Source organism: Pseudomonas sp. NPDC089428 (assembly GCF_044749325.1).
In the GTDB taxonomy this organism is placed as follows: domain Bacteria; phylum Pseudomonadota; class Gammaproteobacteria; order Pseudomonadales; family Pseudomonadaceae; genus Aquipseudomonas.
In genome coordinates this window covers 261,142-283,904 of record NZ_JBIVHT010000007.1, presented here as the reverse complement: position 1 = coordinate 283,904, position 22,763 = coordinate 261,142, and the positions used below count along the sequence as shown (strand labels likewise).

At 59.9% G+C, this 22,763-nt stretch carries 29 protein-coding genes; 28 read left to right on the top strand and 1 reads right to left on the bottom strand.

Translation table 11 applies throughout. The annotated features are described in order from the left end of the window. Positions 1-3: 3 nt before the first annotated feature. The 23 genes from rpsC to bfr all read left to right on the top strand — a co-directional run bounded on the left by rpsC (position 4) and on the right by bfr (position 12,505). Complete coding sequence (rpsC, locus tag ACIPZ5_RS16150) at positions 4-690, top strand: 30S ribosomal protein S3 (protein WP_003255481.1); 687 nt, start codon at positions 4-6, stop codon at positions 688-690. A 12-nt stretch (positions 691-702) separates the two neighbouring features. Next, on the top strand, positions 703-1,116 hold the full coding sequence (gene rplP / locus ACIPZ5_RS16145; protein WP_003255479.1) for a 50S ribosomal protein L16: 414 nt from the start codon (positions 703-705) through the stop codon (positions 1,114-1,116). Further along, positions 1,116-1,307, top strand: a complete 192-nt coding sequence (rpmC, locus tag ACIPZ5_RS16140) for a 50S ribosomal protein L29 (RefSeq protein ID WP_002555481.1) — start codon at positions 1,116-1,118, stop codon at positions 1,305-1,307. The genes rplP and rpmC overlap by 1 nt, the downstream gene beginning before the upstream one ends. Before the next feature lie 2 nt (positions 1,308-1,309). Beyond that, positions 1,310-1,576 (top strand): 30S ribosomal protein S17, encoded by a 267-nt coding sequence (gene rpsQ, locus ACIPZ5_RS16135; RefSeq protein WP_008089812.1) that lies wholly within the window; start codon positions 1,310-1,312, stop codon positions 1,574-1,576. A gap of 23 nt (positions 1,577-1,599) precedes the next feature. After that, positions 1,600-1,968: a 50S ribosomal protein L14 gene (gene rplN, locus ACIPZ5_RS16130; RefSeq protein ID WP_008089810.1), complete on the top strand. Its 369-nt coding sequence runs from the start codon at positions 1,600-1,602 to the stop codon at positions 1,966-1,968. 11 nt (positions 1,969-1,979) lie between these two features. Next, positions 1,980-2,294: a 50S ribosomal protein L24 gene (gene rplX / locus ACIPZ5_RS16125; protein ID WP_016715319.1), complete on the top strand. Its 315-nt coding sequence runs from the start codon at positions 1,980-1,982 to the stop codon at positions 2,292-2,294. Between the two features lie 20 nt (positions 2,295-2,314). Beyond that, positions 2,315-2,854, top strand: a complete 540-nt coding sequence (gene rplE / locus ACIPZ5_RS16120; RefSeq protein ID WP_012316517.1) for a 50S ribosomal protein L5 — start codon at positions 2,315-2,317, stop codon at positions 2,852-2,854. 13 nt (positions 2,855-2,867) lie between these two features. Beyond that, entirely contained in the window at positions 2,868-3,173 is a 306-nt protein-coding gene (gene rpsN, locus ACIPZ5_RS16115; RefSeq protein ID WP_003255472.1) for a 30S ribosomal protein S14, read from the top strand. Between the two features lie 209 nt (positions 3,174-3,382). After that, positions 3,383-3,775: a 30S ribosomal protein S8 gene (rpsH, locus tag ACIPZ5_RS16110; RefSeq protein WP_084857318.1), complete on the top strand. Its 393-nt coding sequence runs from the start codon at positions 3,383-3,385 to the stop codon at positions 3,773-3,775. A gap of 12 nt (positions 3,776-3,787) precedes the next feature. Beyond that, complete coding sequence (rplF, locus tag ACIPZ5_RS16105) at positions 3,788-4,321, top strand: 50S ribosomal protein L6 (RefSeq protein WP_261941771.1); 534 nt, start codon at positions 3,788-3,790, stop codon at positions 4,319-4,321. A 10-nt stretch (positions 4,322-4,331) separates the two neighbouring features. Next, a complete protein-coding gene (gene rplR, locus ACIPZ5_RS16100) occupies positions 4,332-4,682 on the top strand; it encodes a 50S ribosomal protein L18 (RefSeq protein ID WP_008089801.1) in 351 nt (116 codons plus the stop codon). Between the two features lie 3 nt (positions 4,683-4,685). Further along, positions 4,686-5,186 carry a 30S ribosomal protein S5 gene (gene rpsE / locus ACIPZ5_RS16095; RefSeq protein WP_023382626.1) on the top strand — a complete coding sequence of 167 codons (501 nt, stop codon included), beginning with the start codon at positions 4,686-4,688 and terminating at the stop codon, positions 5,184-5,186. A gap of 2 nt (positions 5,187-5,188) precedes the next feature. Then, positions 5,189-5,365 (top strand): 50S ribosomal protein L30, encoded by a 177-nt coding sequence (gene rpmD / locus ACIPZ5_RS16090; RefSeq protein ID WP_003255463.1) that lies wholly within the window; start codon positions 5,189-5,191, stop codon positions 5,363-5,365. Between the two features lie 3 nt (positions 5,366-5,368). Next, on the top strand, positions 5,369-5,803 hold the full coding sequence (gene rplO, locus ACIPZ5_RS16085) for a 50S ribosomal protein L15 (RefSeq protein ID WP_023382625.1): 435 nt from the start codon (positions 5,369-5,371) through the stop codon (positions 5,801-5,803). Then, a complete protein-coding gene (secY, locus tag ACIPZ5_RS16080; RefSeq protein WP_016393394.1) occupies positions 5,804-7,135 on the top strand; it encodes a preprotein translocase subunit SecY in 1,332 nt (443 codons plus the stop codon). A gap of 28 nt (positions 7,136-7,163) precedes the next feature. Next, entirely contained in the window at positions 7,164-7,280 is a 117-nt protein-coding gene (gene rpmJ / locus ACIPZ5_RS16075) for a 50S ribosomal protein L36 (protein ID WP_002555468.1), read from the top strand. A 131-nt stretch (positions 7,281-7,411) separates the two neighbouring features. Further along, on the top strand, positions 7,412-7,768 hold the full coding sequence (rpsM, locus tag ACIPZ5_RS16070; protein ID WP_003255457.1) for a 30S ribosomal protein S13: 357 nt from the start codon (positions 7,412-7,414) through the stop codon (positions 7,766-7,768). Positions 7,769-7,786: 18 nt separating this feature from the next. Further along, positions 7,787-8,176, top strand: coding sequence for a 30S ribosomal protein S11 (gene rpsK / locus ACIPZ5_RS16065; protein WP_003255454.1), 390 nt, complete (start codon positions 7,787-7,789; stop codon positions 8,174-8,176). A 15-nt stretch (positions 8,177-8,191) separates the two neighbouring features. Beyond that, a complete protein-coding gene (rpsD, locus tag ACIPZ5_RS16060; RefSeq protein ID WP_027917844.1) occupies positions 8,192-8,812 on the top strand; it encodes a 30S ribosomal protein S4 in 621 nt (206 codons plus the stop codon). 22 nt (positions 8,813-8,834) lie between these two features. Next, positions 8,835-9,836 (top strand): DNA-directed RNA polymerase subunit alpha, encoded by a 1,002-nt coding sequence (locus tag ACIPZ5_RS16055; protein ID WP_003255452.1) that lies wholly within the window; start codon positions 8,835-8,837, stop codon positions 9,834-9,836. 42 nt (positions 9,837-9,878) lie between these two features. Beyond that, positions 9,879-10,265 carry a 50S ribosomal protein L17 gene (rplQ, locus tag ACIPZ5_RS16050; protein ID WP_003255451.1) on the top strand — a complete coding sequence of 129 codons (387 nt, stop codon included), beginning with the start codon at positions 9,879-9,881 and terminating at the stop codon, positions 10,263-10,265. 172 nt (positions 10,266-10,437) lie between these two features. Continuing rightward, the gene (locus ACIPZ5_RS16045; RefSeq protein WP_343598751.1) at positions 10,438-11,877 is read left to right on the top strand and encodes a catalase; all 1,440 of its coding nucleotides are present in this window, start codon (positions 10,438-10,440) and stop codon (positions 11,875-11,877) included. 163 nt (positions 11,878-12,040) lie between these two features. Further along, a complete protein-coding gene (gene bfr, locus ACIPZ5_RS16040) occupies positions 12,041-12,505 on the top strand; it encodes a bacterioferritin (RefSeq protein ID WP_003257116.1) in 465 nt (154 codons plus the stop codon). Between the two features lie 72 nt (positions 12,506-12,577). Here bfr and uvrA read toward each other — a convergent pair whose 3' ends face one another. After that, entirely contained in the window at positions 12,578-15,412 is a 2,835-nt protein-coding gene (uvrA, locus tag ACIPZ5_RS16035) for an excinuclease ABC subunit UvrA (protein WP_261941769.1), read from the bottom strand. Positions 15,413-15,541: 129 nt separating this feature from the next. Here uvrA and ACIPZ5_RS16030 point away from each other — a divergent pair, with 129 nt between their 5' ends. From ACIPZ5_RS16030 to ACIPZ5_RS16010, 5 genes are all read left to right on the top strand, one after another. Beyond that, entirely contained in the window at positions 15,542-16,936 is a 1,395-nt protein-coding gene (locus tag ACIPZ5_RS16030; RefSeq protein WP_343598755.1) for an MFS transporter, read from the top strand. A 9-nt stretch (positions 16,937-16,945) separates the two neighbouring features. Next, on the top strand, positions 16,946-17,488 hold the full coding sequence (locus ACIPZ5_RS16025) for a single-stranded DNA-binding protein (protein WP_027917840.1): 543 nt from the start codon (positions 16,946-16,948) through the stop codon (positions 17,486-17,488). A 600-nt stretch (positions 17,489-18,088) separates the two neighbouring features. Beyond that, on the top strand, positions 18,089-21,157 hold the full coding sequence (gene fdnG / locus ACIPZ5_RS16020; protein ID WP_261941767.1) for a formate dehydrogenase-N subunit alpha: 3,069 nt from the start codon (positions 18,089-18,091) through the stop codon (positions 21,155-21,157). Then, positions 21,157-22,107 (top strand): formate dehydrogenase subunit beta, encoded by a 951-nt coding sequence (gene fdxH / locus ACIPZ5_RS16015; RefSeq protein ID WP_261941766.1) that lies wholly within the window; start codon positions 21,157-21,159, stop codon positions 22,105-22,107. The genes fdnG and fdxH overlap by 1 nt, the downstream gene beginning before the upstream one ends. After that, positions 22,104-22,760, top strand: coding sequence for a formate dehydrogenase subunit gamma (locus ACIPZ5_RS16010; RefSeq protein ID WP_400809614.1), 657 nt, complete (start codon positions 22,104-22,106; stop codon positions 22,758-22,760). Before fdxH ends, ACIPZ5_RS16010 begins: the two co-directional genes overlap by 4 nt. Positions 22,761-22,763: the final 3 nt, after the last annotated feature.

The window sequence follows — 22,763 nt, the reverse complement described above, 5'->3', positions numbered from 1 at the left end:
CAGATGGGTCAGAAAGTACATCCCACTGGCATTCGCCTGGGAATCGTCAAGGAGCACACCTCCGTCTGGTACGCAGACGGTGCTACTTACGCAGATTACCTGTTGAAGGATCTGAAAACGCGTGAGTACCTCCAAGACAAACTAAAAAGCGCGTCCGTAAGCCGTATCGATATTCATCGTCCGGCTCAAACTGCACGCATCACCATCCACACCGCTCGTCCAGGTATCGTTATCGGGAAGAAAGGTGAAGATGTCGAGAAGCTGCGTCAGGACCTGACCAAGCAGATGGGTGTGCCTGTGCACATCAACATCGAAGAGATCCGCAAGCCGGAACTCGACGCTATGCTGGTTGCGCAGAGCGTAGCTCAGCAGCTGGAGCGCCGCGTAATGTTCCGTCGCGCCATGAAGCGCGCCGTACAGAACGCCATGCGTATTGGTGCCAAGGGCATCAAGATCCAGGTGAGCGGTCGTCTCGGCGGTGCTGAGATTGCTCGTACCGAGTGGTATCGCGAAGGTCGTGTGCCGCTGCACACCCTGCGTGCCGATATCGACTACAACACCTACGAAGCTCACACCACTTACGGTGTGATCGGTGTGAAGGTTTGGATCTTCAAAGGCGAAGTTATTGGTGGTCGCCAAGAAGAACTGAAACCACAAGCACCAGCGCCTCGTAAAAAAGCTGCTAAGTAAGGGGTACGCCAAATGTTGCAACCAAAGCGTACAAAATTCCGCAAGCAGATGACCGGCCACAACCGTGGTCTGGCACTGCGCGGTAGCAAAGTCAGCTTCGGCGAATTCGCCCTGAAAGCTGTTGCTCGCGGTCGCCTCACCGCCCGCCAGATCGAGTCCGCACGTCGTGCGCTGACCCGTCACGTTAAGCGTGGCGGTAAGATCTGGATCCGTGTGTTCCCGGACAAGCCGATCTCCAAGAAGCCTCTCGAGGTTCGTATGGGTAAAGGTAAGGGTTCCGTGGAATACTGGGTTGCCCAGATCCAGCCAGGCAAAGTCCTGTACGAGATCGAGGGTGTTTCTGAAGAGCTGGCGCGCGAAGCTTTCGCCCTGGCTGCTGCAAAGCTGCCTCTCGCCACCTCCTTTGTTAAGCGGACGGTGATGTGATGAAAGCGAATGAACTTCGTGAAAAATCTGCACAGCAACTGAATGAGCAACTGCTCGGCTTGCTGCGCGACCAGTTCAATCTGCGTATGCAGAAAGCAACTGGCCAGTTGGGGCAGTCGCACCTGCTCTCGCAAGTTAAGCGTGACATCGCTCGCGTGAAAACTGTGCTTAACCAGCAGGCAGGTAAGTGATCATGGCTGAAGCTGAAAAAACCGTCCGTACGCTGACTGGCCGTGTCGTCAGCGACAAAATGGACAAGACCATCACCGTTCTGATCGAGCGTCGCGTCAAGCACCCGATCTACGGTAAATACGTTAAGCGTTCGACTAAGCTGCACGCGCACGACGAATCCAACCAGTGCAAGATCGGCGACAAGGTTTCCATCCGCGAAACCCGTCCGCTGGCCAAGACCAAGTCCTGGGCACTGGTTGAAGTCCTCGAACGCGCTGTTGAAGTCTAAGGGCTAAGGGTCGGAGAAATTTTATGATTCAGACTCAATCCATGCTCGATGTGGCCGATAACAGCGGCGCTCGTCGCGTCATGTGCATCAAGGTGCTCGGCGGTTCGCACCGCCGTTACGCCGGTATCGGTGACATCATCAAAGTAACCGTCAAGGAAGCAATTCCGCGCGGTAAGGTCAAAAAAGGCCAGGTGATGACTGCTGTTGTCGTCCGTACCCGTCACGGTGTACGTCGCGCTGACGGTTCCATCATTCGTTTCGACGGCAACGCTGCTGTTCTGCTGAACACCAAGCAAGAGCCGATCGGCACTCGCATCTTCGGGCCAGTGACCCGTGAACTTCGTACTGAGAAGTTCATGAAGATCGTCTCGCTCGCCCCTGAAGTGCTGTAAGGAGATCCGACATGCAAAAGATTCGTCGTGACGACGAGATCATCGTGATCGCCGGCAAAGACAAAGGTAAGCGCGGTAAGGTGCTGAAGGTTCTGGCTGATGACCGTCTGGTCGTTGGTGGTGTGAACCTGGTCAAGCGTCATACCAAGCCTAACCCGATGGCGGGCGTTCAGGGCGGTATCGTCGAAAAAGAAGCGCCTCTGCACGCTTCCAACGTTGCCATCTTCAATGGCGAAACCAACAAGGCTGACCGCGTTGGTTTCAAAGTAGAAGACGGTAAAAAAATTCGTGTCTTCAAGTCGACCCAAAAAGCGGTTGATGCTTGAACACTGCTAGGTAGAAGACCATGGCACGACTGAAAGAGATTTACCGGAACGAAATCGCTCCCAAGCTTAAGGAAGAACTTAAGCTGTCGAACGTGATGGAAGTTCCGCGCGTTACCAAGATCACCCTGAACATGGGTCTGGGCGAAGCAATCGGTGACAAGAAAGTCATCGAGCACGCTGTTGCCGACCTGGAAAAGATCACTGGTCAAAAGCCGGTTGTGACTTTCGCTCGTAAATCCATCGCGGGCTTCAAAGTCCGTGAAGGCTGGCCGATCGGTGTCAAGGTGACCCTGCGTCGCGAAAAAATGTACGAATTCCTGGACCGCCTGCTGGCGATCTCCCTGCCTCGGGTCCGCGACTTCCGCGGCCTGAATGCCAAGTCCTTCGATGGCCGTGGCAACTACAGCATGGGCGTGAAAGAGCAGATCATCTTCCCGGAAATCGACTACGACAAGATCGATGCTCTGCGCGGTTTGGACATCACCCTGACCACCACTGCTCGTTCGGATGACGAAGGCCGCGCTCTGCTGCGTGCATTCAAATTCCCGTTCCGCAACTGATTGGAGTAGGAAAATGGCCAAGAAGAGCATGAAGAACCGCGAGCTGAAGCGTCAGCTCACGGTAGCCAAGTTCGCCAAGAAGCGTGCTGAGCTGAAAGCGACCATCGTCAACCTGAACGCCTCTCCAGAAGAGCGTTTCGCTGCCGTTGTCGCTCTGCAGAAGCAGCCACGTGACGCGAGCGCTTCGCGCCTGCGCAACCGTTGCCGCCTGACCGGTCGTCCTCACGGTGTATACCGTAAGTTCGGCCTGGGCCGTAACATGCTGCGTCAAGCTGCAATGCGCGGTGACGTACCAGGCCTGGTCAAAGCCTCCTGGTAATCGCTGCAGGCAGGGTCCCGGCGGAAGGGGAGCAATCTTCCGACCGCCGGTGATCTCGTCTACAAACAAGCCCCCTCGTGGGGCTTGTTTCGTTTCTGCCTTGTGTCTAGAATGACCGGCTCACCCGAGCCTGGGTTTTTTACCCTGCCTGCTCGAGTGGTTGTGATAGCCGCAAGGCTAATATTTCTTGTATCAGGAGCATCTAGCCCATGAGTATGCAGGACCCGTTAGCGGACATGCTAACTCGCATCCGTAATGCCCAGATGGCTGAAAAGTCCGTCGTAAGCATGCCTTCCTCTACCCTGAAGGTCGCGGTTGCCAAAGTTCTGAAGGACGAAGGTTACATCGCTGGCTACCAGGTATCTGGTGAGGCCAAGCCTTCCCTGTCGATCGAACTGAAGTACTTCGAAGGCCGTCCGGTCATCGAGGAACTGAAGCGCTCCAGCCGTCCAGGCCTGCGCCAGTACAAGTCCGTCGCAGATCTGCCAAAAGTACGTGGCGGCCTGGGCGTGTCTATCGTCTCCACCAACAAAGGTGTGATGACTGACCGCGCTGCGCGCGCTGCCGGTGTCGGCGGCGAAGTTCTGTGCACAGTGTTCTAAGGGGAGATAGGCATGTCTCGCGTCGCTAAGAACCCCGTTAAGCTGCCTGCTGGCGTCGAAGTCAAGTTCGCCGGCCAACAGCTTTCGGTTAAGGGTGCCAAGGGCACTCTCGAACTGAACGTTCACTCGTCTGTTGAAGTTACCGAAGAGTCTGGTGAGCTGCGTTTCGTCGCTCGCAATGGTGACCAGCAAGCTCGCGCCATGGCCGGTACTACCCGTGCCCTGGTCAACAACATGGTCCAAGGCGTAAGCCAAGGCTTCGAGCGTAAGCTCCAGCTGGTCGGTGTTGGTTACAAGGCACAGGCCAAAGGCACCGTCCTGAACCTGGCCCTGGGCTTCTCTCACCCAGTGGACTACGAACTGCCAGCCGGTATCACCGCTGAAACCCCTAGCCAGACCGACATCCTGATCAAGGGTATCGACAAGCAACTGGTAGGTCAGGTGGCCGCTGAAATCCGCGGGTTCCGTCCGCCAGAGCCTTACAAGGGCAAGGGTGTACGTTACGCGGACGAAGTAGTCCGTCGTAAAGAAGCCAAGAAGAAGTAGGGCCTAGCAAATGACCGACAAAAAAGTTACTCGACTGCGTCGCGCTCGCAAAGCACGCCTCAAGATGCACGAACTCGAAGTCGTGCGCCTGTGCGTGTTCCGCTCCTCGCAGCACATCTACGCCCAGGTCATTTCGGCCGACGGCAGCAAGGTTCTGGCAAGCGCCTCGACCTTGGACAAAGACCTGCGTGATGGCGCCACTGGCAACATCGACGCGGCCACTAAGGTTGGCAAGCTGGTAGCTGAGCGTGCGAAAGCCGCCGGTGTATCTCAAGTTGCCTTTGACCGTTCCGGCTTCAAGTACCATGGCCGCGTCAAAGCGCTGGCTGATGCTGCTCGTGAAGGCGGGCTGGAGTTCTAAGTTATGGCAAATAACGATCAAAAGCGCGACGAAGGCTACATCGAGAAGCTGGTTCAAGTTAACCGCGTAGCTAAAACCGTTAAAGGCGGCCGTATCTTCACCTTCACCGCGCTGACCGTGGTAGGTGATGGCAAGGGTCGCGTTGGTTTCGGCCGTGGCAAGTCGCGCGAAGTACCTGCCGCGATCCAGAAAGCCATGGAAGCTGCTCGTCGCAACATGATCCAGGTTGACCTGAAGGGCACCACCCTGCAGTACGCCACCAAGGCCGCCCACGGCGCCTCGAAGGTTTACATGCAGCCTGCCTCGGAAGGTACCGGTATCATCGCCGGCGGCGCCATGCGTGCCGTCCTGGAAGTTGCTGGTGTTCAGAACGTCCTGGCCAAGTGCTACGGTTCGACCAACCCAGTGAACGTGGTTTACGCCACCTTCAAGGGTCTGAAAGCCATGCAATCTCCTGAGTCCATTGCTGCCAAGCGCGGCAAGAGCGTTGAGGAGATCATCTAATCATGGCAACCGTAAAAGTTACGCTGATCAAGAGCGTCTCGGGCCGCCTGCCTAACCACAAACTGTGCGTTAAAGGTCTGGGTCTGCGTCGCATCGGTCACACTGTAGAAGTCCAGGATACTCCCGAAAACCGCGGGATGATCAACAAGGCTTACTACATGCTGAAGGTCGAGGGTTAATCGATGAAGCTCAATGATCTGAGTCCAGCGCCGGGTTCCCGTCGCGAGAAGCATCGTCCAGGTCGTGGTATCGGTAGCGGTCTGGGTAAGACCGGCGGCCGTGGCCACAAAGGTCAGACCTCCCGTTCCGGTGGTTCGATCGCTCCTGGCTTCGAAGGCGGTCAACAGCCGCTGCACCGTCGTCTGCCGAAGTTCGGCTTCGTTTCCCTGAAAGCCATGGACCGCGCTGAAGTGCGTCTGTCCGAGCTGGCCAAGGTGGAAGGCGACGTGGTATCCGTGCAATCCCTGAAGGATGCCAACGTGATCGGCCAGAACGTACAGCGTGTGAAAATCATGCTGTCTGGCGAAGTCACTCGCGCAGTCACCATCAAGGGTATCGCAGCCACCAAGGGTGCGCGTGCGGCTATCGAAGCAGCTGGCGGCAAGTTCGAGGAATAAATGGCTAAGCAAGGTGCTCTCTCTTCGCTCGGTAAGGGCGGGATGTCGGAACTCTGGGCTCGTCTGCGCTTTCTGTTCATGGCGATCATCGTCTATCGGATAGGTGCGCATATCCCGGTTCCTGGCATCAATCCAGACCGTCTGGCGGATCTGTTTCGGCAGAATGAGGGGACCATTCTTAGCTTGTTCAACATGTTTTCCGGTGGCGCGCTCGAGCGCATGAGCATCTTTGCACTGGGGATCATGCCGTACATCTCGGCATCGATCATCATGCAGCTGATGACGGCAGTCAGCCCGCAACTGGAGCAGTTGAAGAAGGAAGGTGAAGCTGGCCGTCGCAAGATCAGCCAGTACACCCGCTACGGCACCGTTATCCTGGCACTGGTTCAAGCCATTGGCATGTCCATTGGCCTGGCCAACCAGGGCGTGGCGTTTTCTGTAGGCCTCGGCTTCTATGTCGTCGCTGTCTCCACCTTCGTGGCAGGCGCGATGTTCATGATGTGGCTGGGTGAGCAGATCACCGAGCGCGGTGTGGGCAACGGTATCTCGATGTTGATCTTCGCAGGTATCGTTGCCGGTCTTCCGAGAGCAATCGGGCAGTCTTTCGAGTCTGCACGCACAGGCGATATCAACATTTTCGCCCTGGTCGCAATCGGTTTGCTTGCAGTAGCGATCATCGGTTTCGTGGTGTTCATTGAGCGTGGTCAGCGTCGTATCGCTGTTCACTACGCCAAGCGTCAGCAGGGCCGCAAGGTCTTCGCCGCGCAGACTAGCCACTTGCCGCTGAAGGTGAACATGGCGGGGGTTATCCCGGCCATTTTCGCGAGCAGCATTCTGCTGTTCCCGGCTTCGCTGGGTGCCTGGTTCGGTCAGTCCGAAGGTATGGGCTGGCTGCAGGACATCTCGCAGTCGATCGCTCCTGGTCAGCCGTTGAACATTCTGCTGTTTAGTGCAGGGATCATTTTCTTCTGCTTCTTCTACACAGCGTTGATGTTCAACCCGAAAGACGTAGCGGAAAACCTGAAGAAGTCCGGTGCCTTTATTCCGGGTATCCGTCCTGGTGAGCAGTCCGCACGCTACATTGATGGCGTTCTGACTCGTCTGACCATGTTCGGTGCTCTTTACATGATGGCCGTCTGCCTTCTGCCCCAGTTCCTGGTGGTGGCAGCAAATGTGCCGTTCTACCTTGGCGGGACCTCGTTGCTGATTGTGGTAGTGGTTGTGATGGACTTCATGTCCCAAGTACAATCGCACCTCGTTTCGCACCAGTACGAATCCCTGATGAAGAAAGCCAACCTGAAAGGCTACGGTGGCAGTGGTCTGCTGCGCTGATACGCCCCTAAGGTTCGAGGAGTCGGTAATGAAAGTTCGTGCATCGGTGAAAAAGCTGTGCCGTAACTGCAAGATCATCCGTCGCGAAGGCGTCGTACGAGTGATCTGCAGCGCGGAACCGCGTCACAAACAGCGCCAAGGCTGAGTGTGATCTGCGCTTCAAACCCAGCAGCTAGTGTGCTGCTGGGTTGATTATTCGTTTCTACAGCGATATTATCTCGCGCCCTATTTCTTGGCTTCCGGGGCGTAGGTAGCTGTCAATTGGAGTCCCACTGAATGGCCCGTATTGCAGGCGTCAACATTCCAGATAACAAGCATACTGTTATCTCGCTGACCTACATCTATGGTGTCGGTCGCACTACTGCACAGAAGATCTGTGCAGACGCTGGTGTCAACCCAGCCGCTAAGATCAAGGATCTGAGCGACGAGCAAATCGAAACCCTGCGTGGCGAAGTCGCGAAGTTCACCACCGAAGGTGACCTGCGTCGTGACATCAACATGAAGATCAAGCGCTTGATGGACCTGGGTTGCTACCGCGGCCTGCGTCATCGTAAAGGTCTGCCGGTTCGCGGTCAGCGCACCAAGACCAACGCACGCACCCGTAAGGGCCCGCGTAAGCCGATCCGCAAGTAATCGCCCAGGAATATAGACATGGCAAAACCTGCTGCTCGTCCTCGTAAGAAAGTCAAAAAGACAGTGGTTGATGGCATCGCCCACATCCACGCTTCTTTCAACAACACCATCGTGACCATCACCGACCGTCAGGGCAACGCACTGTCCTGGGCTACTTCCGGTGGTTCGGGTTTCCGTGGTTCGCGCAAATCCACCCCGTTCGCAGCCCAGATTGCTGCTGAGCGTGCTGGTCAAGCTGCGCTGGAATATGGTCTGAAGAACCTCGACGTCAACGTCAAGGGTCCAGGTCCAGGTCGTGAATCCGCCGTTCGTGCATTGAACAGCTGCGGCTACAAGATCGCCAGCATCACCGACGTGACGCCTATCCCGCACAACGGGTGCCGTCCGCCGAAGAAGCGTCGCGTGTAATCAGGAGACAGAAGAATGGCACGTTACATTGGTCCAAAATGCAAACTGTCTCGTCGTGAAGGCACCGACCTGTTCCTGAAGAGCGGCGTTCGCGCTCTGGAATCGAAGTGCAACATCGAAGCAGCCCCAGGTATCCACGGCCAGCGCCGTGGCCGTCAGTCCGACTACGGTACCCAGCTGCGCGAGAAACAAAAAGTTCGTCGTATCTACGGTGTTCTGGAGCGTCAGTTCCGCGGTTACTACCAAGCTGCTGCCTCGAAAAAAGGCGCAACCGGTGAGAACCTGCTGCAACTGCTCGAGTGCCGTCTGGATAACGTCGTTTACCGTATGGGCTTCGGCTCGACTCGTTCCGAGTCCCGTCAGCTGGTTTCGCACAAAGCGATCAGCGTCAACGGTAAAACTGTAAACATTCCATCCTACCAAGTTCGTCCGGGTGACGTGGTCGCGGTTCGCGAGAAGTCGCTGAACCAGCTGCGCATTGTTCAAGCCCTTGAACTGTGCGCCCAGCGTGGCCGCGTTGAGTGGGTAGACGTAGATTCCGCTAAGAAGTCGGGCGTTTTCAAGAACGTTCCTGCTCGCGGCGACCTGTCTGCCGACATCAACGAAAACCTGATTGTCGAGCTCTACTCCAAGTAAGGGCTAGAAAATAGGTGCATCCATGCAGATTTCGGTAAATGAGTTCCTGACTCCCCGCCATATTGATGTGCAGGTAGTCAGTCCGACCCGCGCCAAGATTACGCTCGAGCCTCTCGAGCGTGGTTTCGGCCATACCCTGGGCAACGCGCTGCGCCGCATCCTGTTGTCCTCCATGCCTGGCTGTGCAGTAGTCGAGGCCGAGATCGATGGCGTACTCCACGAGTACTCCGCGATCGAAGGTGTTCAGGAAGACGTAATTGAAATCCTGTTGAACCTGAAAGGCCTGGCTATCAAACTGCACGGTCGTGACGAAGTTACGCTGACCTTGTCGAAAAAGGGTTCGGGGGTGGTTACCGCTGCCGATATTCAGCTGGATCACGATGTCGAGATCGTCAACCCCGATCACGTAATCGCGAACCTGGCGTCCAACGGCGCCCTGAACATGAAGCTCACTGTAGCTCGTGGTCGCGGTTACGAGCCGGCTGACTCCCGTCAAACCGACGAAGACGAAAGCCGTAGCATTGGCCGTCTGCAGCTGGACGCTTCGTTCAGCCCGGTGCGTCGTATCGCCTATGTGGTCGAGAACGCCCGTGTTGAACAGCGTACCAACCTGGACAAGCTGGTCATTGATCTGGAAACCAACGGCACCCTGGATCCTGAAGAGGCTATCCGTCGCGCTGCGACCATCCTGCAACAGCAGCTGGCCGCGTTCGTCGACCTCAAAGGTGACAGTGAGCCTGTCGTAGTCGAGCAGGAAGACGAGATCGATCCGATCCTGCTGCGCCCGGTTGACGACCTGGAACTGACTGTACGTTCGGCCAACTGCCTCAAGGCGGAGAACATCTACTACATCGGCGACCTGATTCAGCGTACCGAAGTAGAGCTGTTGAAGACTCCTAACCTGGGTAAGAAGTCCCTGACTGAAATCAAGGACGTCCTGGCCTCTCGTGGTCTGTCTCTCGGCATGCGCCTCGACAACTGGCCGCCTGCAAGTCTTAAGAAAGACGACAAGGCGACCGCCTGATCGTCGTAATCACCGAACGTAGTGTTTGGTAAGGAATGAATCATGCGTCATCGTAAAAGTGGACGTCACCTGAGCCGTACCAGCTCTCACCGCAAGGCTATGTTCCAGAACATGGCAGTGTCGCTGATCGAGCACGAGCTGATCAAAACCACCCTGCCGAAAGCCAAGGAACTGCGCCGCGTTGCCGAGCCGCTGATCACCCTGGCCAAGGAAGACAGCGTTGCTAACCGCCGTCTGGCCTTCGACCGTACCCGTTCGAAGTCCGCTGTTGGCAAACTGTTCAACGACCTGGGCAAGCGTTACGCCACCCGTCAGGGCGGCTACCTGCGCATCCTGAAGTGCGGTTTCCGCGCTGGCGACAACGCGCCTATGGCGTACGTCGAGCTGGTTGATCGTCCGGTCGGCGGTGCTGTAGAAGCTGCTGAGTAAGACGTTCTGTCTGCTACAAAGAACCGGGCCTAGTGCCCGGTTTTTTGTATTCGTAGGTATTGTTTATTTCTATTGATACAAGTCAGGTAATGAATTTGTTCTGAGATGACCGCTCGTCGATACTCCTTCTCAAGCCGTTTAGCCGGCACTCGAAGACCGATAAGGAGAGCCCATGAGCAAGATTCTCACCACCGCCAGCGGTGCACCTGTAGCCGACAACCAGAATTCCCGCTCCGCCGGCCCACGCGGCCCGCTGCTGCTCGATGACTTCCACCTGATCGAGAAGCTCGCCCACTTCAATCGCGAGAACATCCCTGAGCGCCGGGTTCACGCCAAGGGTTCGGGTGCCTACGGCACATTCACCGTTACCCACGACATCACCTCATATACCAGCGCCAAGCTCTTCGAGCAGATCGGCAAGCAGACCGAGACGTTCTTACGATTTTCGACAGTCGGCGGCGAGCGCGGCTCAGCGGATACAGAACGCGATCCACGTGGCTTTGCGGTGAAGTTCTACACCGAGGAAGGCAACTGGGACATCGTTGGCAACAATACGCCGGTGTTCTTCATCCGCGACCCGCTCAAGTTCCCGGATTTTATCCATACCCAGAAGCGCCACCCGCAAACCAACCTGAAGAACGCCCAGATGATGTGGGACTTCTGGTCGCACTCGCCCGAAGCCCTGCACCAGGTCACCATCCTGTTCTCCGACCGTGGTATCCCGGACGGTTACCGGCACATGCACGGCTTCGGTAGCCACACCTACAGCCTGATCAATGCCCAAGGCCAGCGCACCTGGGTCAAATGGCACTTCAAGACCCAACAAGGCATCAAGAACCTCGCCCCGGCCGATGCAGCACGGCTGGCCGGTACCGACCCGGATTACGCCCAGCGTGACCTGTTCGAGGCCATCGAGCGTGGTGATTTCCCGCGCTGGACCGTGTGCATCCAGGCGATGAGTGAGGCCGAGGCGGCCAGCCGCGACGAGAACCCGTTCGACGTGACCAAGACCTGGTCGCAGAAAGACTACCCGCTGATCGAAGTCGGCGTACTGGAACTCAACCGGAACCCGCTCAACTACTTCGCCGAAGTGGAACAGGCGACGTTCGGCCCGAGCAACATGGTCCCGGGTGTCGGCCTGTCGCCTGACCGCATGCTGCAGGGCCGCGTATTCGCTTACGCCGATGCGCACCGCTACCGTGTGGGTACCAATCACCAGCAACTGCCGGTGAACGCCCCGCGCAGTCCGGTGAGCAGCTACCAGCGTGACGGTTCAATGGCCATGGGCAGCTACGGCAGCGCGCCGAACTATGAGCCCAACAGCTACAGCGATGCGCCGAAGCAGTCGCCACGCCACGCGGAACCTGCACTGGCCCTGAACGGCGCCGCAGATCGCCATGATCACCGCGAGGACAATGACTATTACAGCCACGCCGGTGCGCTGTTCCGCCTGATGAGCGACGAACAGAAGGCACTGTTGATCAGCAACATCACCGGCACCATGGCCGGTGTCAGCCAGGACGTGATTCAGCGCCAGTTGCAGTACTTCTTCAAGGCCGACCCGGCCTATGGCGAAGGCATCGCCAAAGCGTTGGGCGTGAATCTCGCCTAAGTCGAAGTGATAAGGAGAACCGCCCTCATTTGGGCGGTTTTTCAATGAATATCACTACTGTTTAACCGATTTTTTGCTTCTAATTGCGCGTTTCCCAGTGACCGCGCGCAAAAGCTGGTTCACACTATGTGCATTAGCCGTTTTCACAGGGAGAAGCAGGGCGATGCAAGGTCACCCGGACGTAATCAACTACCTCGTCACGTTGCTGAAGGGCGAACTGGCCGCACGCGACCAGTACTTCATTCACTCGCGCATGTACGAAGACTGGGGCTTGTCCAAGCTCTACGAGCGTATCAACCACGAGATGGAAGAAGAGACGCAGCACGCCGATGCCCTGATGCGCCGTATCCTCATGCTCGAAGGCACTCCCGACATGCGTGCGGACGACCTGGAAGTCGGCAGCACCGTGCCGGAAATGATCGAAGCCGACTTGAAGCTCGAGTACAAGGTGCGTGGTGCACTGTGCAAAGGCATCGAGCTGTGCGAGCTGCACAAGGACTACATCAGCCGCGACATCCTGCGCGCGCAGCTGGCCGATACCGAAGAAGATCACACCTACTGGCTGGAAAAGCAGCAGGGCCTGATCAAGGCCATTGGCCTGGAGAACTATCTGCAATCGCAGATGTAAGTTATCCACAGTTTCACAAAAAAGCCCCTGGCACCAACGGTACCAGGGGCTTTTTCATGCCATCGACGGTTCTCAGGCCCGGTCACGCTCCAGCAGTGGCTTAAGGTAGTGCCCGGTATACGACTGTTTCATCTTGCTGAGTTCTTCCGGGGTACCGCAGGCGATGATCTGCCCACCCTTGGAACCACCCTCCGGGCCCAGGTCCACCAGCCAGTCTGCAGTCTTGATCACATCCAGGTTGTGTTCAATCACCACGACGGTGTTGCCGTGGTCGCGCAGGCGATGCAGTACATCCAGCAACTGCTGGATGTCGGCAAAGTGCAGGCCGGTGGTTGGCTCATCGAGAATGTACAAGGTCTTGCCGGTATCACGCTTGGACAACTCACGCGACAGCTTCACCCGTTGCGCCTCGCCACCGGACAAGGTGGTCGCCGACTGCCCCAGCTTGATGTACGACAGGCCCACGTCCATCAACGTCTGCAGCTTGCGCGCCAGCGCCGGCACCGCATCGAAGAACTCGCGGGCATCCTCGATGGTCATTTCCAGCACCTCGTGGATGTTCTTGCCCTTGTACTTGATCTCCAGGGTTTCGCGGTTGTAGCGCTTGCTCTTGCACACGTCGCAGGGCACGTAGATATCCGGCAGGAAGTGCATCTCCACCTTGATCAAGCCGTCGCCTTGGCAGGCCTCGCAACGGCCACCCTTGACGTTGAACGAAAAACGCCCCGGGCCGTAGCCGCGCGAACGAGATTCCGGCACGCCGGAGAACAGCTCGCGGATCGGCGTGAAGATGCCGGTGTAGGTCGCCGGGTTCGAGCGCGGTGTACGGCCGATCGGGCTCTGGTCGATGTCCACCACCTTGTCCAGGTGCTGCAGGCCGTCCATGCTGCTGTGCGGCGCGGCTTCCAGGCTGGTCGCACCATTGAGGGCGGTGGCGGCGAGGGGGAACAGGGTATTGTTGATCAGCGTCGACTTGCCCGAGCCGGACACGCCGGTCACACAGGTCAGCAGGCCGATCGGCACTTCCAGGTCGACGTTCTGCAGGTTGTTGCCACGCGCGCCCTTGAGCTTGAGCTGTAGCTTCTTGTTGCGCGGGGTGCGTTGGGCCGGCACGACGATCTTCTTGCGCCCGGACAGGTACTTGCCGGTCAATGAGTCAGGGTGGTCCATGACCTCCTGCGGCGTACCCTCGGCGACGATCTGGCCACCGTGCACCCCGGCACCCGGGCCGATGTCGACCACGTAGTCGGCGAGGCGAATGGCGTCCTCGTCGTGTTCCACCACGATCACGGTGTTGCCCAGGTCGCGCAGGTGGTTGAGGGTGGCCAGCAGGCGGTCGTTGTCGCGTTGATGAAGACCGATGGACGGTTCATCGAGGATATACATCACCCCGACCAGGCCGGCGCCGATCTGGCTGGCCAAGCGAATACGCTGGGCTTCGCCACCCGACAGCGTATCGGCGCTGCGGTCCAGGGTCAGGTAGTCGAGGCCCACGTTGACCAGGAACTGCAGGCGCTCGCAGATTTCCTTGAGGATCTTCGCCGCGATCTCGCCACGGCGGCCGGTCAGGGTCAGTTCGCCGAAGTAGTGGCTGGCTTCGCCGATCGGCAGGTTGGTCACCGCCGGCAGGGTCTTCTCTCCAACCCACACATGGCGCGCCTCGCGGCGCAGGCGGGTGCCGCGGCAATCCGGGCAGGGCTGGGTACCGAGGAACTTGGCCAGCTCTTCACGCACGGTGGCCGACTCGGTCTCGCGGTAGCGGCGCTCCAGGTTCGGCACGATGCCTTCGAACGGGTGCGAGCGCTTGACGATGTCGCCGCGGTCGTTGAGGTACTTGAAGTCGACGCTCTGCTTGCCGCTGCCCTGGAGGATGACTTTCTGGTGTTCGGCCGACAGTTCGCCGAACGGCTCCTCCAGGCTGAAGCCGTAATGCGCGGCCAGCGAGCCGAGCATCTGGAAGTAGTACACATTGCGCCGGTCCCAGCCGCGAATCGCGCCTTCGGCCAAGGTCAGCTCGCTGTTCACCAGGCGCTTGGTGTCGAAGAACTGCTTCACTCCCAGGCCGTCGCAGGTCGGGCAGGCACCAGCCGGGTTGTTGAAGGAGAACAGCTTCGGCTCAAGCTCGCTGATCGCATGGCCGCACACCGGGCAGGCGAAGCGTGCGGAGAAGATCATCTCTTCGCCGGGTTCTTCGTCCATGGGCGCCACCAGGGCGATGCCGTCGGCCAGCTTCAGTGCGGTCTCGAATGACTCGGCCAGGCGCTGCTGGAGGTCGGCACGGACCTTGAAACGGTCCACCACCACGTCGATGCTGTGTTTCTTCTGCTTGTCCAGCTTGGGCAGTTCGTCGAGCTCATAGAGCTTGCCGTTGACCCGTGCACGGACGAAGCCCTGAGCGCGCAGCTCGTCGAACACCGCCAGGTGCTCGCCCTTGCGCTCGCGCACCACCGGCGCCAGCAGCATCAGCTTGCTGCCTTCCGGGCGCTCCAGCACCAGGTCGACCATCTGGCTGATCGTTTGCGCTTCCAGCGGAATGTCGTGGTCCGGGCAGCGCGGCGTTCCGACGCGGGCATACAGCAGGCGCAGGTAGTCGTAGATCTCGGTGATGGTACCGACCGTGGAGCGCGGGTTGTGCGAGGTTGACTTCTGTTCGATGGAAATGGCCGGCGACAGGCCTTCGATGGTGTCGACGTCGGGCTTCTCCATCATCGACAGAAACTGCCGGGCATAGGCCGACAGCGACTCCACGTAACGGCGCTGGCCTTCGGCATAGAGGGTGTCGAACGCCAGGGACGACTTGCCGGATCCGGACAGGCCGGTGATCACGATCAGCTTGTCCCGCGGCAGGGTCAGGTCGATGTTCTTCAGGTTGTGGGTACGCGCCCCACGAATCAGGATCTTGTCCACTGCGGCCTCGCTCGGCGGGCATAAACAAGGAAGTATACGGCGCGCTGCCAGTACGCGGCAAAGCGTCGCGTAGATGCCGTCAAGCTGTCGGACTGATAGAATCGCCGCCGGTTCACACGAGGTTTATCCATGCACGACACCCACAACGAGCGCATGAGCAGCGGCGAAACCCGCGCTGCTGGCGGCCTGGCCCTGGTCTTTGCCTTTCGTATGCTGGGCATGTTCATGGTCTTGCCGGTGCTGGCCACCTACGGCATGGACCTGGCCGGCGCCACGCCCGCGCTGATTGGCCTTGCCATTGGCGCCTATGGCCTGACCCAGGCAGTATTGCAGATCCCGTTCGGGATGATTTCCGATCGCATTGGCCGCCGCCCGGTGATTTATCTGGGGCTGGTGGTCTTTGCCCTGGGCAGCCTACTGGCGGCCCAGGCCGACTCCATCTGGGGCGTGATCGCCGGGCGAATCCTGCAGGGCGCCGGGGCGATTTCCGCGGCGGTCATGGCACTGCTGTCCGACCTGACCCGCGAGCAACACCGGACCAAGGCCATGGCCATGATCGGCATGAGCATCGGTTTATCGTTCGCCGTTGCCATGGTCGTAGGCCCATTGCTGACAAGTGCCTTTGGTTTGTCAGGATTGTTCCTGGCCACTGCGGGACTTGCCCTGGTCGGTATCCTGCTGATCGCCTTTGTCGTGCCCAACACCCACAGCATCCTGCAGCACCGCGAATCCGGTGTGGCGCGCCAGGCCATCGGCCCGACCCTGCGCCATCCGGACCTTCTGCGCCTGGACGTGGGGATCTTCATCCTCCACGCCATCCTCATGGCCAGCTTCGTCGCACTGCCGCTGGCCTTCGTCGAGCGCGGCGGCCTGCCGAAAGAGCAGCACTGGTGGGTATACCTGACCGCGTTGTTCATCTCATTTTTTGCAATGGTCCCGTTCATCATCTACGGCGAAAAAAAGCGCAAGATGAAACGTGTCCTGGCTGGTGCGGTCAGTGTCCTGCTGCTGACGGAAGTGTTCTTCTGGCAGTGGGCTGACGGTTTGCGCGGACTGGTGATTGGCACCGTGGTATTCTTTACCGCATTCAACCTGCTGGAGGCCTCGTTGCCTTCGCTGGTGAGCAAGGTGTCGCCTGCCGGTGGCAAGGGGACGGCGATGGGGGTGTACTCCACCAGCCAGTTCCTCGGCGCCGCCCTGGGAGGAATCCTGGGTGGCTGGCTGTTCCAGCACGGCGGGCTGAACTTGGTGTTCCTCGGCTGCGCAATCTTGTGTGCCATCTGGTTGGTCGTCGCCTTGCGCATGAACGAGCCACCCTATGTGACCAGCCTGCGCATGCCGCTGACGCCAGAGGCAGTTCGGGAAGCCGGCTTGACCGAGCGCCTGATGGCCGTGCCGGGTGTGACCGACGCTGTGGTGGTGGCAGACGAAGCCGCCATCTATATCAAACTGGATACGAAAATTTTGGACCGTGCGACCCTCGAGCGACTGGTGAATCCAGCCTCTTCGGCGTGCGAAGCCTAGGAGAACGTTATGGCCCGTGGGGTTAACAAAGTCATTCTGGTCGGCACCTGTGGCCAGGATCCCGAAGTCCGCTACCTGCCCAACGGTAACGCCGTGACCAACCTGAGCCTGGCCACCAGCGAGCAGTGGACCGACAAGCAGTCGGGCCAGAAGGTCGAGCGTACCGAGTGGCACCGTGTGTCGCTGTTCGGCAAGGTTGCCGAAATCGCCGGCGAGTACCTGCGCAAGGGTTCGCAGTGCTACATCGAAGGCAAGCTGCAGACCCGCGAGTGGGAAAAGGACGGCATCAAGCGTTACACCACCGAGATCATCGTCGACATCAACGGCACCATGCAGCTGCTCGGCGGCCGCCCGCAGGGCCAGCAAGGCGGCGGCGACCAGTACAACCAGGGTGGCGGCAACTACGGTGGCGGCCAGCAGCAACAGTACAACCAGGCTCCGCCACGCCAGCAGGCCCAGCGCCCGCAGCAGCAACAGCGCCCGGCGCCGCAGCAGCCTGCGCCGCAGCCGGCGGCTGACTTTGACAGCTTTGATGACGATATTCCGTTCTGATTGAGCGGTTAGGCGTCTCGCCAGACCAGAAACCCGGAGCAACCGCTCCGGGTTTTTTTATGCCTGCTGAAAAGGAAGCAGGGAAGTTGCAGGATGGGTAAGGGCCACCAGGTGCTCGCCACAACATGTTCAGCGCCTTTGAGATCGAGCGCCGCCCGCGCGGCGCATCGCGGATAAATCCGCTCCTACATCTGTTTTGGGCCAGTTATTCCTGGGGCTTTGGTGCGCGCCCCCTTGGCGCATGCCGGGATATAGGTGGAGCGGCTGCAGCAATACCTTCGATTACGAATGGGACAAACAAGGCGGACAGCGGCGACCTCTCAGGAGGGACTGGCCTGAAACAGATGTAGGAGCGGATTTATCCGCGATGCGCCGCGCGGGCGGCGCACGGTCTGACAGGCGCCATGGAACGCGAGGCATGGAGCTGGCATCACCATCTCCCCCTGACACCATCAATCCCTACACCCCTGACCCATGTCATCGCACCTTCTCGTTTTTTGACTAGTCTTATCCATTGGCGGCCATCAATCAGCCGCCACTGTGACTACCAAGAGGCGCCGGCCATGTTCCGTGCGTCCACCACCTGATCAGGAGTGCACGATGGATCTCAACCGTCGGCAGTTCTTCAAGGTCGCCGCCGTCGGCCTTGGAGGTTCGAGCCTGGCGGCGTTGGGCATGGCCCCGACGCCGGCCTTCGCCGAGCAGGTGCGTCACTTCAAGCTGGCGCACACCAAAGAAACCCGCAACACCTGCCCCTACTGCTCGGTCGGCTGCGGCCTGATCATGTATAGCCAGGGTGATGCGGGCAAAAACGTCAAACAGAACATCATCCACATCGAAGGCGACGCCGATCACCCGGTCAACCGCGGCACCCTGTGCCCGAAAGGTGCCGGCCTGCTCGACTTTATCCACAGCCCCAGCCGTCTCAAGTACCCAGAGATGCGCAAGCCGGGCAGCAATGAGTGGGTGCGGGTCAGCTGGGATGAAGCACTGGACCGCGTCGCCGACTTGATGAAAAAGGACCGCGACGCCAACTTCATCGAGAAGAACGCCCAGGGGCAAACCGTCAACCGCTGGCTTACCACCGGTTTCCTCGCTGCCTCCGCCGCCTCCAGCGAGGCCGGCTACCTGACCCACAAGGTCGTCCGCGCAACAGGCATGCTGGGGTTCGACAACCAGGCACGTGTCTGACATGGCCCGACGGTGGCAAGTCTTGCCCCGACGTACGGCCGTGGCGCCATGACCAACCACTGGTCCGATATCGCCAACGCGAATCTGGTCCTGGTGATGGGTGGCAACGCAGCAGAAGCGCACCCCTGCGGCTTCAAATGGGTGACCGAAGCCAAGGCGCACAACCAGGCGCGGCTGATCGTGGTCGACCCGCGGTTTACCCGTACCGCTTCGGTGGCGGACTTCTACGCGCCGATCCGTACCGGTACCGACATCGCCTTCATGGGCGGGCTGATCAATTACCTGCTGAGCAACGACAAGATCCAGCACGAGTACGTGCGCAACTACACCGACGTGTCGTTCATCGTCAAAGAGAACTATGGCTTCGAGGACGGGCTGTTCAGCGGCTACGACGAGGCCAAGCGCGTGTATGCGGATAAGTCCGGCTGGGGTTACGAGCTGGGCGAGGACGGCTTCGCCAAGGTCGACCCGACCCTGCAGCACCCGCGCTGCGTGTTCCAGTTGATGAAGCAGCACTACAGCCGCTATACGCCGGAACTGGCGAGCATGACCTGCGGCATGCCGCAGGACGCCATGATGAAGGTCTGGGAAGAGATCGCCACCTGCTCGGTACCGGGCAAGACCATGACGATCCTCTATGCACTCGGCTGGACGCAGCATTCCATCGGCGCGCAGATCATCCGCAGTGCGGCCATGGTCCAGCTGCTGCTGGGCAACGTCGGTATGCCGGGCGGCGGGGTCAACGCCTTGCGCGGGCACTCCAACATCCAGGGCCTGACCGACCTCGGCCTGCTGTCCAACTCGCTGCCGGGCTACCTGACCCTGGCCGGCGACGCCGAGCAGGACTACGCGGCCTACATCGACAAGCGTGCGTCGAAGCCGCTGCGTCCAGGGCAACTGTCATACTGGCAGAACTACGGCAAGTTCCACGTCAGCCTCATGAAGGCCTGGTACGGGCCAAACGCAACAGCGGAAAACAACTGGGGCTATGACTGGCTGCCCAAGCTCGACGTGCCGGCCTACGACGTGCTGCGCATGTTCGAGATGATGGGCCAGGGCAAGGTCAATGGCTACATGTGCCAGGGCTTCAACCCGATCGCCGCGCTGCCGGACAAGAACCGCGTCACGGCGGCCCTCGGCAAGCTCAAGTGGCTGGTGATCATGGACCCGCTGGCCACCGAAACCTCGGAGTTCTGGCGCAATGCCGGGCCGTTCAACGACGTCGACACGGCCAATATCCAGACCGAGGTGATCCGCCTGCCCACCACCTGTTTCGCCGAGGAGGACGGTTCGCTGGTCAACAGTAGCCGCTGGCTGCAGTGGCACTGGAAGGGCGCTGACGGCCCGGGCGAGACCCGCACCGACGTGCAGATCATGAGCGAGTTGTTCATTCGCCTGCGCAAGCGCTACCAGGCCGAGGGCGGCGCCTATCCCGACGCCATGATGAACATCCACTGGCCGTACAAGATCCCTGAAGAGCCATCGCCTGAGGAGCTGGCCAAGGAGATGAACGGCTGGGCAGTCACCGACCTCACCGACGCCACCGGTGCCACGCTCAAGGCCGGCCAGCAACTGTCGGGCTTCGGTCAGCTGAAGGACGACGGCAGTACCGCGTCCGGCTGCTGGATCTTCGCCGGCTGCTGGACCGAGCAGGGCAACCAGATGGCCCGCCGTGACAACAGCGACCCGTACGGCATGCACCAGGTGCAGAATTGGGCGTGGGCCTGGCCGGCCAACCGCCGCATTCTCTACAACCGTGCTTCCAGCGACCCGCAAGGCAAACCGTGGGACCCGGAGAAGAAGCGCCTGGTGTGGTGGAACGGCAAGGCCTGGACCGGCACCGACGTGCCCGACTTCAAGGTCGACTCGCCGCCCGAGGCAGGGATGAACCCGTTCATCATGAACCCCGAAGGCGTGGCGCGCTTCTTCGCCATCGACAAGATGGCCGAAGGCCCGTTCCCCGAGCACTACGAGCCGTTCGAGACGCCGATTGGCATCAACCCGCTGCACCCGCAGAACAAGAAGGCCACCAGCAACCCGGCCGGGCGGATCTTCGATTCGGTGTGGGACACCCTCGGCAAGCACGACGAGTTCCCCTATGCAGCGACCACCTATCGGCTGACCGAGCACTTCCACTTCTGGAGCAAGCACTGCCGCCTCAACGCCATCGCCCAGCCCGAGCAGTTCGTCGAGATCGGCGAGGTGCTGGCCAACGAGAAAGGCATCAAGGCCGGTGACCGGGTGCGGGTGTCGAGCAAGCGCGGGCACATCGATGCGGTGGCCGTGGTGACCAAGCGGATTCGCCCGCTGCAGGTCAACAACCAGACCGTCCACCAGATCGGCATCCCGCTGCACTGGGGCTTCACCGGGACCACGCGGCATGGCTACCTGACCAACACCCTGGTGCCGTTCCTCGGTGACGGTAATACCCAGACGCCGGAGTCCAAGTCGTTCCTCGTCAAAGTGGAGAAACTCTGATGGCCAGCCAAGATATCATCGCCCGCTCGGCCACCACCACCGTTCCGCCCTCGGTACGCCAGCTGGAGGAGGTTGCCAAGCTGATCGACACCACCAAGTGCATCGGCTGCAAGGCCTGCCAGGTGGCCTGTTCCGAGTGGAACGAGCTGCGTGACGAGGTCGGCCACAACCACGGCACCTACGATAACCCCCAGGACCTCACCGCCGAGACCTGGACCCTCATGCGCTTCACCGAGCACGAGCGCGACGACGGCAACCTGGAGTGGCTGATCCGCAAGGACGGTTGCATGCACTGCGCCGATCCAGGTTGCCTGAAGGCCTGCCCGAGCCCGGGGGCGATCATCAAGCACGCCAACGGTATCGTCGACTTCAACCAGGACCACTGCATCGGTTGCGGCTACTGCATCACCGGCTGCCCGTTCAACATTCCGCGCATCTCGCAGAAGGACCACAAGGCGTACAAGTGCACCCTGTGTTCCGATCGCGTGAGCGTGGGCCTGGAGCCAGCCTGCGTGAAAACCTGCCCGACCGGGGCGATCGTGTTCGGCAGCAAGGATGAGATGAAAGTGCATGCCGCCGAGCGCATCGTCGACCTCAAATCGCGTGGTTACGACAAGGCCGGGCTGTACGACCCGGACGGCGTCGGCGGCACCCACGTGATGTATGTCCTGCACCATGCCGACACGCCCAAGCTGTACGCCGGCCTGCCTGACCAGCCGGTGATCAGCCCGCTGGTGGGGCTGTGGAAAGGCTTCACCAAACCGCTGGCGCTGTTGGCCATGGGCGCGGCGGTGCTGGCCGGGTTCTTCCACTACGTGCGGGTGGGGCCACAGCGGGTGGAAGAGGACGAGCACCCCACACCGCCGGACGACAGCGTGCATCAGGTGGACCCGTCGGTGCATGTCTATGATCCGACCAAGCCCGGTGGGCAAGGGGAGCAGCGGCCATGAACGACAACAAACCCATCCTGCGCTACAACGCCAACGAGCGGACCAACCACTGGATCGTCGCGATCCTGTTCATGACGGCGGGGCTCTCCGGGCTGGCGCTGTTCCACCCGGCACTGTTCTGGCTCAGCCATCTGTTCGGTGGCGGGCCATGGACGCGCATCCTGCACCCGTTCCTGGGGGTGGCGATGTTCGTGTTCTTCCTCGGCTTGGTGTTCCGTTTCTGGCGCGCCAACTTCATCACCGCCAACGACCGCCTGTGGCTGCGCCGCGTGGACCGGGTGATGCTCAACAAGGAGGAGGGCGTACCGCCGATCGGCAAGTACAACGCCGGGCAGAAGCTGCTGTTCTGGACCCTGTTGGCGTGCATGCTGGTGCTGCTGCTCAGCGGCGTGGTGATCTGGCGTGCGTATTTCAGCCACCTGTTCGGCATCGAGGTCATTCGCCTGTCGGCGCTGGCCCATGCCCTGGCGGCGTTCGTGCTGATCCTCAGCATCATCGTGCACATCTACGCCGGTATCTGGATCAAGGGCTCGATCGGCGCCATGCTGCATGGCTGGGTCAGCCGCGCCTGGGCACGCAAGCACCATGAGCTGTGGTACCGCGAAGTGACCGGTGACAAGCCCCCAGGCAATCATGGACGCAAAGAAGGATGAGCG